The organism is Allobosea sp. 05T422_2 (assembly GCF_056396265.1).
This window is the reverse complement of record NZ_JBFTLD010000254.1, coordinates 1-9,904: the sequence shown is the minus strand read 5'-3', so window position 1 is coordinate 9,904 and position 9,904 is coordinate 1. Positions and strand designations below refer to the sequence as shown.

Genomic DNA, 9,904 nt, shown 5'->3' with positions numbered 1-9,904 from the left:
CCCCGGACCAGAGCGATTGCAGGACACTGCCGACCCATTTGGTTGCTTCGCCGACGAGATTTCCGAGTGAATTCTGGGCATCCTGGGCAAGCTTGCCACCACCCAGCTTCTCGAGGAGCGGCGCCCCCCGCTCCAGGATCAGCGTTTGCAGCTTGGCAGCGACCTCGGGCATCCGCGCAACGAAGCCGGCGAGCTGCTGGCCGAGCAAGGGCATGAGCAGCACGAGCGACAGCACGAAGATCAGAAGGAAGACGATCAGGATGACAATCGTCGCGGCCAGACGGCTCATTCCGAGCCGCTCGAGCCGATCCGCAAGGGGGTCGAGCAGATAGGCCAGCGCCAGCGCCGCGATGAATGGCAGCAGCACGTCGCGCAGCAAGACCAGGCACAGCACGAAGACTGCGAGCGAGATCAGCCAGAAACCGATTTGGCGTTGCAACGACATGAACAGGCAGTCCCCGGCGGATTCCGCGATGCGAGATCATCGACCGCGTCCACGAAGATGGGTGAACACGAAGCAAGTTCCAAGCCGCAGCACTGAAACGGACGCAATCGCGCCCGCTCGCCGCAGGTCAGGCCGCCATATGGCGCAGCCAGAACGCGAGATAGGCCGCCATTGATCCCAGCGTCAATACGGCGACCAGGAGCTGGCCGACATCGATCGCCGGCCCGGGATCGACCCCGAAGGCCTTGCTCCCGAGCATCAGCGCGGCGAAAATGAGCTGTGCGGCCGTGTTGAGCTTGCTGACCACGAAAGGAGCGATCTCGACGGGTTTTTCCATCACCCAGGACAGGATCACGGCGGAGACGATCATCAGGTCGCGCGAGACCACCAGGACGACCAGCCAGACCGGGATAGCCCCGACCAGCGCAAGCGTGATGTAGATCGAGACGATCAACGCCTTGTCCGCGACGGGGTCGAGATAGGCGCCGAGCTCGCTGGTCATGCCGAAGCGCTTGGCGATGAATCCATCGACCGCGTCCGAGACGCCGGCCGCCACGAAGAGGATGAAGGCCGTCTCCCAGCGTCCATTGGTGATCATCACCACGACGAGCGGCACCAGAAACAGCCGGCCGATGGTGATGAGGTTGGGAAGGGTCATGCTCTTCCGGATTCGCAGCGCTGTCCTGTGCGACGCTAGAGCCCGAAACGGTGCACCGGCAAGGCCGAATCCGTCATAGCGGCTTGCAAGGCGCGGCTGGCTTGCCTATCGCTCGCGCGAACGGAATGGAAGCCGAGGACCATGAGCAAGCCAGGAGCGAACGGACTGACCTATGCGCAGGCGGGCGTCGACATCGATGCCGGCAACGCGATGGTCGATGCCATCAAGCCGCTGGTGCGTGCCACGCGCCGCCCCGGTGCCGATGCGGAGATCGGAGGCTTCGGCGGCCTCTTCGATCTGAAGGCTGCGGGCTTCAATGACCCGATCCTGGTCGCCGCCAATGACGGCGTCGGCACGAAGGTCAAGATCGCGATCGAAAGCGGGCGGCATTCGACGATCGGCATCGACCTCGTCGCGATGTGCGTCAACGACCTGATCGTGCAGGGCGCCGAGCCGCTGCTTTTCCTCGACTATTACGCTACCGGCAAGCTCGATCCGCAGGTCGGCGTCGAGATCGTGCGCGGCATCGCCGATGGCTGCCGGCAAGCCGGCTGCGCGCTGATCGGCGGCGAAACTGCCGAGATGCCCGGCATGTATGCCGAGAAGGATTATGACCTCGCGGGCTTCGCGGTCGGCGCCGCCGAGCGCGGGGCACTGCTGCCGCGTGCGGATCTCGTGCCCGGCGACGTGGTCTTCGGCCTGCCCTCCTCCGGCGTCCATTCCAACGGCTACTCGCTGGTCCKGCGCATTGTCGCTCTGTCGGGACAGAGCTGGGAGGCTCCCGCCCCCTTCGCACCTGAGACCAGCCTCGCCGAAGCGCTGCTCGTGCCGACACGCATCTATGTAAAGCCGCTGCTGGCCGCGCTGAAGGCGACGGCGGGCATCAAGGCGCTTGCCCACATCACCGGGGGCGGCTTCCCCGACAATATTCCGCGCGTGCTGCCCGAAGGGCTCGGCGTTGCGCTCGATCTTGCGGCCATTCCGGTTCCGCCGGTCTTCGGCTGGCTTGCCAAGGTCGGCGGTGTTGCCGAGCGCGAGATGCTTCGCACCTTCAATTGCGGCATCGGCATGATCGTCACCGCTGAAGCCGGCAAGGCCGGTGAGGTCGAGGCCGCCCTGAGGGACGCCGGCGAAGCGCCGGTGCGGCTTGGCGAAATCGTCCCGGTCGCGGCCGGCGAAGAGCCGGTGAGCTATCGCGGGACGCTCAGCCTGTGATTCAGCCGGCGCGTCGTCGCACCGCGATCCTGATCTCGGGGCGCGGTTCCAACATGGCCGCGCTGATCGAGGCGGCGCAGGCCGGCGACTATCCGGCCGAGATCGCTCTCGTGCTCTCGAACGTGCCCGAGGCCGGTGGCCTGGCCCGGGCTGCGGCTGCCGGGGTGCCCGTCGCAACCGTCGATCACCGCTCCTTCGGTCGGGATCGTGAGGCTTTCGAGCGCGCCATGGACGATGTCCTGCGCGTCAATCAGATCGAGCTCATCGCGCTCGCCGGCTTCATGCGCATCCTGACGCCCTGGTTCGTCAGGCGCTGGGAAGGACGGCTGCTCAATATCCACCCCTCGCTGCTTCCCCTGTTCAAGGGCACGCATACTCATCGCCAGGCTCTCGAAGCCGGGGTCAGGGAGCATGGCTGCAGCGTGCATTTCGTCGTGCCGGAGCTCGATGCCGGGCCGGTGATCGCACAGACCCGGGTTCCCGTGCTCGCCGGCGACGATGAGGATGCCCTGGCGCACCGCGTGCTCGGCGTCGAACACGCGCTCTATCAGCGGGCGCTGGCGGAGGTTGCCTCCGGCAGGGCCACGCTGGCGGGGGGCGAGGTCGTGCGCGGCTGATCGATCGGGCAGGATCGGGCCTGTGCCGCCTGTTCCTCTTCCTTCTCCMAGCGACGGAACAGATCGGCCCGTCTTGCCGGATAGCGCTCTTCGCGCGGGACGAGATCGGTGATGCGGTCCGTGCGAAAATGCCGGAAGGCCTGCCGCAGCTCGCACCAGGCGATGACGATCCGCACCCGCTCGTAGAATGTCATGCCGATCGGCCAGATCATCCGGTCGGTCTCCTGACCGGCCTCGTCGCGATACCGGATCGCGAGCTTGCGGCCCTGGCGGATCGCAGCCCTGATGCCGGCGGCATCGATCTGATCGACCGGCTGGTCGCAGCGATAGGCCGGCGCGAACAGGGCGCCATCGAGCAGGATCGGTCGTAGATGCGGCGGCAGGACGGCTGCGACCTTGCTGACGACGTCTTCCGCCGCGCGTGCCAGCACCGGGTCGGCACGCTCACCAAGCCAGCGCATGCCGACGAGAACCGCCTCGATCTCGTCCGGCGAGAGCATCAGCGGCGGCAGATCGAAGCCAGCGTCAAGCACATAGCCGATGCCGGCCTCGCCGCGCACCGGCACGCCCTGGCGCATCAATGCGCCGATATCGCGGTAGATCGTCCGCACCGAGACATCGAGTTCGGCGGCGAGGGTATCGGCCGTCACCGGCCTGCGACGTCGGCGCAGGCCCTGGATCAGATCGAGCAGACGTTCGGCACGTTGCATGACGAGGAATTCCCAAGCATCAGGTTGGGCAGGAGAATGCTCTAGCTCTGCTGACAAGAGTTGTCAGCAGTCTGTCAGCAGAAAACCAACGCCTTGCCTCTGCCAATGGGAGGATTTCGCATGATCACGCTACAGGTCTTCGGACCCGGGTTCGGCCTGCCGGACCCGAGCCCTTTCTGCATGAAGGCGGACATCCTCCTGCAGATGTCCGGCCTCCCGCATGAGCGCAAGATCGGCAATATGAGGCGGGCGCCCAAGGGCAAGCTGCCGCTGATCATCGACGCTGGCGAGATCGTCGCCGACAGCACCTTCATCAGACTGCATCTGGAGCGGAAATACGGCATCGACTTCGACAAGGGCCTGACGCCGGAACAGCGCGGCATCGCCTGGGCCGTCGAGAAGATGCTGGAGGATCATCTCTACTGGTTCGTGGTCAGCGAGCGCTGGGCCAATGACAGCAATTTCAACCGGGGGCCGCTTCAGTTCTTCAGAGTCGTGCCGGCGCCGTTGCGACCGCTGGTTGCCGCGATGGTCAAACGCCAGGTGCAGCGCACGCTCAAGGGCCAGGGCACCGGGCGCCACAGCCCGGTTGAACAGGCGGAACTCGCCCGGCATGCGCTGGGAGCCGCCGCCGCGATTCTGGGCGAGCGGCCCTATCTGATGGGCAGCGAGCCTTGCGGCGCGGACGCCACGCTTGGCGCCTTCCTGGCCTCGGGGCTGTGCACGCTCTTCGAGTCGCCGATACGCGGCCTGATCGAAAGCCACCCCAATCTCGTCGCCTATGCGGCGCGGATCGGGGCGCGCTATTTCGCCGACCGGAAGCTGATCAGCTCGGCCGCCTGAGCTTGCAGCGATCGATGAAATCGTAGCCCTTGGCGCGGGCGCTGTCGTTGAAATAGCCGGTTTCGCGGAAGGCCTGGATCTCGTCCTTGGTCATCGCGTTGACGGTGCCCTTGGCATAGCAGCTGCAAGGCGTGTGGACGGCTTCACGCGTCGTGCCGATCAGCTGCGACTGGGTGACCAGGCAGGCATCGAAGGCCCGAAGCTGGATCATGTAGGGCGTCAGGTTCTTGGCGGTCGGATCGGGCGGCGGCAAGGCGCTCGTGCCGCTCGCGGCCTGGGCCGAAACCGCAGCCATCATCAGGAACCCACCGGCCAGAACGACCGCACCTATCCGCCGCATCTTCATGATTCCGCAGTTCCTTCGAGACATGCCCATGCCGGGGCAAGCATCATCCATGCCTCGCCCGCGCGCGGCGGAATGGTCACAGCCCTCCGTAAAGGTCAAGTGGCCGATCAGTCACGCCTTCTTGATCCACACTTTGTTGTCGTGGAAGGCGGCCCCGCCGAAGGGAGCGACCGCATCGGCGCCGGTGATGGTGTTGATGCCGCGCCCATGCTTGTGCGCCGCATTCGGCCAGATCGATTCGGCAATGACGACGCCGCGCACCACGCCGGAGAAGAACTTCGCCGTCAGATGCACGCTGCCGCGCCGGTTGCCGATAACGACTTCGMCGCCATCGGAAATGCCGAGCCCTTCCGCGTCCTGCGGATGCATCATCAAGCTCGGTCCGCCCTCCTTCTTCTGCGAGCTTGGTGTCTCGGTGAAGGTMGAGTTGAGGAAGCTGCGGGCGGGGCTGGTCGCGAGGCGGAAGGGATGCGTCTCGTCCGTGTTCTCGATTACGCCCCAATGATCGGGAAGACCCGGCATCTGGCTGTAGGGGCCGACCGGGCCGTCATTGGCGTTGGGCACCTTCGGCCAGTCCGGCTTGAAGCGGAACTTGCCGTCGCGATAGCCGAAACCGTCGACGTAATGCGCGCGATCGAACCCCGGCTGGATGTCGTGGAAATCAGCCGCGATCAGCTCGTCCAGCGTGCCGCGGCCGGTCTCGCGCAGCGTCCAGTCGACGATCTCGCGCGGCGTCATCGCGAACCCGCGATGTTCGGCGCCCAGGCGCTCGGCAAGCGCACAGATCACCTCGTGGTTCGAGCGGCACTCGCCAGGCGGCTCGACGAGCTTGCCGCCCCACATGATGTGCTGATGCCCGCCGCCCTGGTAGAGGTCGTCATGCTCCATGAACTGCGTCGCCGGCAGCACGATGTCGGCCATGGCTGCGGTCTCGGTCATGAACTGCTCGTGCACGACCGTGAACAGGTCGTCGCGGGCAAAGCCCTGCTTGACCAGTTCCTGCTCGGGCGCAACCGAGACGGGATTGGTGTTCTGGATGAAGAGCGCCTTCACGGGCCCGCCCTGGCGCAAGGCCTCGGCGTCGCCAGTCAAAACCCTGCCGATCTGCGACTGGTCGAGCTGGCGGATGCGGGGATCCCGGACATCCAGCCCTTCGATCAGGCTCTTGCGCCACTGGTAGATGCCGCTGTTCGAATGAAAGGCGCCGCCGCCTTCGTACTGCCAGGCGCCTGTCACCGTCGGGACGCAGAGCGCCGCATGCATGTTCACCGCACCGTTGCGCTGGCGTGCGAAGCCATAGCCGAGGCGAAAGAAGCTGCGTTTGCGGGTGCCGACCAGGGTCGCGAATTCCTCGATCGCGGCGACGTCGAGTCCGGTGATCGCAGCCGCCCATTCCGGCGTGCGGCTGGCGAGATGCTCCTCGAGTTCGGCGGGCGCATCAGTGTAGCGCGCGAGATAGTCGCGGTCGGCATGGCCGTCGCGGAAGAGGACATGCATGACGGCGCAGGCGAGCGCGCCATCGGTACCCGGGCGCAGCACCAACGCGAGATCGGCCTGGGCCAGCGTCGGGTTGTGGTAGATGTCGATGGCGACGATCTTGGCGCCGCGCTCCTTCCGCGCCTTGATCGCGTGATGCATGACATTGACCTGGGTGTGCACGGCGTTCGTGCCCCAGATCACTACGCAGTCCGATTTCGCCATCTCGCGCGGATCGGGACCGGCGAGCCGGCCCGTGCCGGCGATGAACCCGGTCCAGGCCATCGTGGTGCAGATCGTCGAATACTGGCCGGAGTAGCGCTTGACGTTGCGCAGCCGGTTGATGCCGTCACGCATCACCAGCCCCATCGTGCCGGCATAGTAATAGGGCCAGACGGCGTCGGCGCCGTGCTCGGCCTCGATCGCGAGGAAGCGGCGTGCGGTTTCGTCCAGCGCCTCATCCCAGGAGATACGCTCGAACTGCCCGGAGCCCTTCGGTCCGGTGCGGCGCAAGGGGTGCAGCAGCCGGTCCGGATGATGGATGCGCTCGGAATACCGCGCCACCTTCGCGCAGATCACGCCGTCGGTGTAGCTCTGGCGCTTGCTGCCGCGCACCCGCCCGATGCTGCGCCCGTCGATCACCTCGACTTCCAGCGAACAGGCCGATGGGCAGTCATGCGGGCAGACTGACGGCAGATGCGTGATGCGGGGCAGTTCGGTCATGGATGATCCTTCAGCCCGCTACTGGTGACGCGCCGGGCTTTTGCGGTCAATGCCGGCGGCGTCAACCCGGGATTAACGATAACGCTTCAGATTGTCGGAACTTCCGCTTGCCAAGGCGCCGTTGCGCCGGAGTTCGATAATGCGTTGCGTTGCGTTTCTGACCGGCCTTGCGGCCAGTCTCTGCCTGTCGCCTGCCGGCTCAGCTCAAGCCCAGTCCAGCGATTACACCACCCTCACCTCCCCCGAATCCGTCCAGAACTGGCACCTGACCCTGGGAGGCGGCCTGCGCTACACGCCGGACTATTCCGGTTCGAACGACTATGTCTTCCGGCCGCGGGCGATCGTGAACCTGGCGCGTGGCACCAAGAGCACCTGGTGGTCATCGGAAGACGATGCGATCAGCATCGGATTCTTCTCCGGCAAGGCCTGGCGCGTCGGCTTCTCCGGCAACCTGCTCTGGGAGCGCAAGGCGAGCACCAACCCTGCGCTGATCGGCATGCCGGACGTCAAGTTCGGCGCCGAGCTCGGCGGTTTTGTCGAATTCTACCCGACCTCCTGGCTGCGCGGCCGCGTCGACCTGCGCCGCGGCGTGATCACGCATGACGCGCTTGTCGCCGAATTCAAGATCGACGCCTTCCAGAAGATCGGGGCCTGGACGATCGGCGCCGGCCCGCGCATGAGCGTCGTCGGGGCCGACTATGTCCGGACCTATTTCGGCGGCAATTACGCGGGCAGAGGCGGCCTGCTGCAGCGTTACAATGCTGGGATCAACTCGATCGGCGCGATCGCGCAGGTGACCTATAACTGGTCCGAGAAGCTGCAGACGACTGCCTATCTCGAATACAAGCACCTCGTCGGCGATGCGACCAGATCGCCGATCGTCAAGCCGTTCGGCTCACGGGATTCGCTGACTGTCGGCGTCTCCGCCAGCTACGCCTTCGATCTCGGCTTCAAATAGTTCCCCGAACGAAAACGGCGGAGCCACTGGCTCCGCCGTTCGAAGACGATCAGCAGTCGCGCCGCGTCAGCCGACGATCTCGTTGCCGGCGAAGAACTGCGCGATCTCGATGGCGGCGGTCTCCGGCGCATCCGAACCGTGAGCGGTGTTCTCACCAACCGACTCGGCGAAGAGCTTGCGGATCGTGCCCTCGGCGGCATTCGCCGGGTTGGTGGCGCCCATCACGTCGCGATAGGTGGCGATGGCGTTCTCGCCTTCCAGGACCTGAACGACGACCGGGCCGGACGTCATGAACTCGACCAGCTCGCCGAAGAAGGGCCGTTCCTTGTGGACGGCATAGAAGGTCTCGGCCTGGCCCTTGGTCATCTGAATGCGCTTCTGCGCGACGATGCGCAGGCCAGCCTTCTCGATCACCGCGTTGACCGCGCCGGTCAGGTTGCGCCGCGTCGCGTCGGGCTTGAGAATGGAAAAGGTACGCTGGACAGCCATCGTTGGTTCCTTAGGGACAATCTGGAGAATGCGGCGGCTTATAGCTGCCGCCTCCCCGCCCTACAAGGCTGCCCGGCCGGCTTCGTTTGCCTGTCCTGCTCCGTGTCGGTCCGGCGGGAGCCGTCCATCAAGCCCGACGCGTCTCCAGCTTGAAGCGAAAGCCGGCTCGGATATAGTTCATATCTGAACCATGCAGCCATAGCTGGTCGAAACGGGAGGATCGCATGCGCTTTCACAAGACCTCGGCCAGGGCCGCTCTGCTCGGATTCGCGACGCTGGCACTCGCCGGCACCGGCTCCGCCCTGGCACTGGATGTCAGCGGCACCTGGCTGCGCGATAGCGGGGCCTCGCGGGTGCGCTTTGCCAAATGCGGCGAGGCGATGTGCGGCACACTGGCCTGGCTGAAGGACACGAACGGCCCCGCCAAGGTCGGCCAGCGCATCTTCTACGACATGAAGCCGACCGGCGCCGGCAAATGGAGCGGCAGCGCCTTCAATCCGGAGGATGGCAAGACCTATTCCGGCACGATGTCCTTGTCCGGAGATGCGCTGACCACCTCGGGCTGCGTGCTCGGCGGTATCATCTGCCGCTCGGTGAAATGGACTCGGGCGAACTGACGCGACGAGCTTAGGGCGCTGTCCGGTCAACTGCGCCGTCAGCAACCGGCATCTGGGCCGCCAGCCCGGCGCGCGCCGAGCGTGGCGGGAGGGTGACGGTCAACCCAAGGTCGACCATCGCCAATGGATCAGCTCAGCGGGCCCGCTGCCCGAACAGAACGGCCTTCTCTTCCGGCGTGCTGATGCCGGCCGGATTGCGCAGTTCAGCGCCGATCGCGAGGCCGCGCTGCACGGCCGGGCGGGCCTGCATCGTTTCCAGCCAGCGCCCGACATTCGGGAACTGCCTGATGTCCTGCCCTTGCTTCTCCCAGCCTCTGGCCCAGCCGATGCAGGCCATGTCGGCAATCGAGTAAGCGCCGCAGATATAGTCGCGGCCCTCGAGACGGCGATTGAGCACGCCATAGAGCCGGTTGGCCTCGTTGGTGTAGCGATCGATGGCGTAAGGCAGCTTCTCGGGCGCGTAGATGCGGAAATGATGGGTCTGGCCGAGCATCGGCCCAAAGCCGCCCATCTGCCAGAACAGCCATTCATCGACCGCGACGCGGCCACGCTCATCGGCAGGGTAGTATTGTCCGGTCTTGCGGCCGAGATATTGCAGGATCGCACCGGACTCGAAGACCGAGATCGGCTCTCCGCCGGGCCCATCATGATCGACGATCGCCGGCATGCGATTATTCGGCGAGATCTCCAGGAAGTCGGGCTTGAACTGATCGCCCTTGCCGATATTCACGGGGATGAGGTTGTAAGGGAGCCCGCACTCCTCGAGCATGATGGTGATTTTCCAGCCGTTGGGCGTCGGCCAGTAGT

At 65.5% G+C, this 9,904-nt stretch carries 12 protein-coding genes; 5 read left to right on the top strand and 7 right to left on the bottom strand.

Annotation, left to right across the window (positions count from 1 at the left end):
* A partial coding sequence (locus AC1DJT_RS29575; protein WP_476835440.1) for an AI-2E family transporter occupies window positions 1–445 on the bottom strand: 445 nt, incomplete at its 3' end.
* A gap of 127 nt (window positions 446–572) precedes the next feature.
* Window positions 573–1,103, bottom strand: coding sequence for a CDP-alcohol phosphatidyltransferase family protein (locus tag AC1DJT_RS29570; protein WP_441507644.1), 531 nt, complete (start codon window positions 1,101–1,103; stop codon window positions 573–575).
* A gap of 141 nt (window positions 1,104–1,244) precedes the next feature.
* Between AC1DJT_RS29570 and purM the strand changes: the two genes are divergently transcribed.
* Both purM and purN read left to right on the top strand, forming a co-directional pair.
* On the top strand, window positions 1,245–2,318 hold the full coding sequence (purM, locus tag AC1DJT_RS29565; protein ID WP_476835439.1) for a phosphoribosylformylglycinamidine cyclo-ligase: 1,074 nt from the start codon (window positions 1,245–1,247) through the stop codon (window positions 2,316–2,318).
* Window positions 2,319–2,371: 53 nt separating this feature from the next.
* Window positions 2,372–2,935, top strand: coding sequence for a phosphoribosylglycinamide formyltransferase (gene purN / locus AC1DJT_RS29560; RefSeq protein WP_441507672.1), 564 nt, complete (start codon window positions 2,372–2,374; stop codon window positions 2,933–2,935).
* On the opposite strand, the gene AC1DJT_RS29555 is transcribed toward purN, so the two are convergent.
* Complete coding sequence (locus AC1DJT_RS29555; protein ID WP_476835438.1) at window positions 2,866–3,645, bottom strand: helix-turn-helix transcriptional regulator; 780 nt, start codon at window positions 3,643–3,645, stop codon at window positions 2,866–2,868. The two genes, purN and AC1DJT_RS29555, sit on opposite strands and share 70 nt — an antisense overlap.
* 120 nt (window positions 3,646–3,765) lie before the next feature.
* Here AC1DJT_RS29555 and AC1DJT_RS29550 point away from each other — a divergent pair, with 120 nt between their 5' ends.
* On the top strand, window positions 3,766–4,488 hold the full coding sequence (locus tag AC1DJT_RS29550; protein ID WP_441507641.1) for a glutathione S-transferase family protein: 723 nt from the start codon (window positions 3,766–3,768) through the stop codon (window positions 4,486–4,488).
* Here AC1DJT_RS29550 and AC1DJT_RS29545 read toward each other — a convergent pair.
* Together AC1DJT_RS29545 and AC1DJT_RS29540 are read right to left on the bottom strand one after the other, a co-directional pair.
* Window positions 4,472–4,834: a hypothetical protein gene (locus AC1DJT_RS29545; RefSeq protein WP_441507640.1), complete on the bottom strand. Its 363-nt coding sequence runs from the start codon at window positions 4,832–4,834 to the stop codon at window positions 4,472–4,474. The genes AC1DJT_RS29550 and AC1DJT_RS29545 overlap by 17 nt on opposite strands.
* A 111-nt stretch (window positions 4,835–4,945) precedes the next feature.
* A complete protein-coding gene (locus tag AC1DJT_RS29540) occupies window positions 4,946–7,033 on the bottom strand; it encodes a molybdopterin-containing oxidoreductase family protein (protein WP_476835437.1) in 2,088 nt (695 codons plus the stop codon).
* 139 nt (window positions 7,034–7,172) lie between these two features.
* Here AC1DJT_RS29540 and AC1DJT_RS29535 point away from each other — a divergent pair, with 139 nt between their 5' ends.
* Entirely contained in the window at window positions 7,173–7,991 is an 819-nt protein-coding gene (locus tag AC1DJT_RS29535; protein WP_441507638.1) for a MipA/OmpV family protein, read from the top strand.
* A gap of 66 nt (window positions 7,992–8,057) precedes the next feature.
* Here the strand turns inward: AC1DJT_RS29535 and ndk are convergent, their stop codons facing one another.
* On the bottom strand, window positions 8,058–8,480 hold the full coding sequence (ndk, locus tag AC1DJT_RS29530) for a nucleoside-diphosphate kinase (protein ID WP_441491726.1): 423 nt from the start codon (window positions 8,478–8,480) through the stop codon (window positions 8,058–8,060).
* Window positions 8,481–8,704: 224 nt separating this feature from the next.
* On the opposite strand from ndk, the gene AC1DJT_RS29525 reads away from it, so the two are divergent.
* Window positions 8,705–9,097 (top strand): DUF2147 domain-containing protein, encoded by a 393-nt coding sequence (locus AC1DJT_RS29525; RefSeq protein WP_476768662.1) that lies wholly within the window; start codon window positions 8,705–8,707, stop codon window positions 9,095–9,097.
* A 133-nt stretch (window positions 9,098–9,230) separates the two neighbouring features.
* Here AC1DJT_RS29525 and AC1DJT_RS29520 read toward each other — a convergent pair.
* Window positions 9,231–9,904 (bottom strand): glutathione S-transferase N-terminal domain-containing protein (locus tag AC1DJT_RS29520; RefSeq protein ID WP_476835436.1); only part of this gene is annotated, 674 nt, incomplete at its 5' end.

Bases quoted from the DNA above. Each gene is read 5' to 3' on its own strand.
- AC1DJT_RS29550 (WP_441507641.1), top strand. From the start codon at position 3,766: ATGATCACGCTACAGGTCTTCGGACCCGGGTTCGGCCTGCCGGACCCG.
- AC1DJT_RS29535 (WP_441507638.1), top strand. From the start codon at position 7,173: ATGCGTTGCGTTGCGTTTCTGACCGGCCTTGCGGCCAGTCTCTGCCTG.
- AC1DJT_RS29545 (WP_441507640.1), bottom strand. From the start codon at position 4,834: ATGAAGATGCGGCGGATAGGTGCGGTCGTTCTGGCCGGTGGGTTCCTG.
- purN (WP_441507672.1), top strand. From the start codon at position 2,372: ATGGCCGCGCTGATCGAGGCGGCGCAGGCCGGCGACTATCCGGCCGAG.
- ndk (WP_441491726.1), bottom strand. From the start codon at position 8,480: ATGGCTGTCCAGCGTACCTTTTCCATTCTCAAGCCCGACGCGACGCGG.
- AC1DJT_RS29570 (WP_441507644.1), bottom strand. From the start codon at position 1,103: ATGACCCTTCCCAACCTCATCACCATCGGCCGGCTGTTTCTGGTGCCG.
- AC1DJT_RS29525 (WP_476768662.1), top strand. From the start codon at position 8,705: ATGCGCTTTCACAAGACCTCGGCCAGGGCCGCTCTGCTCGGATTCGCG.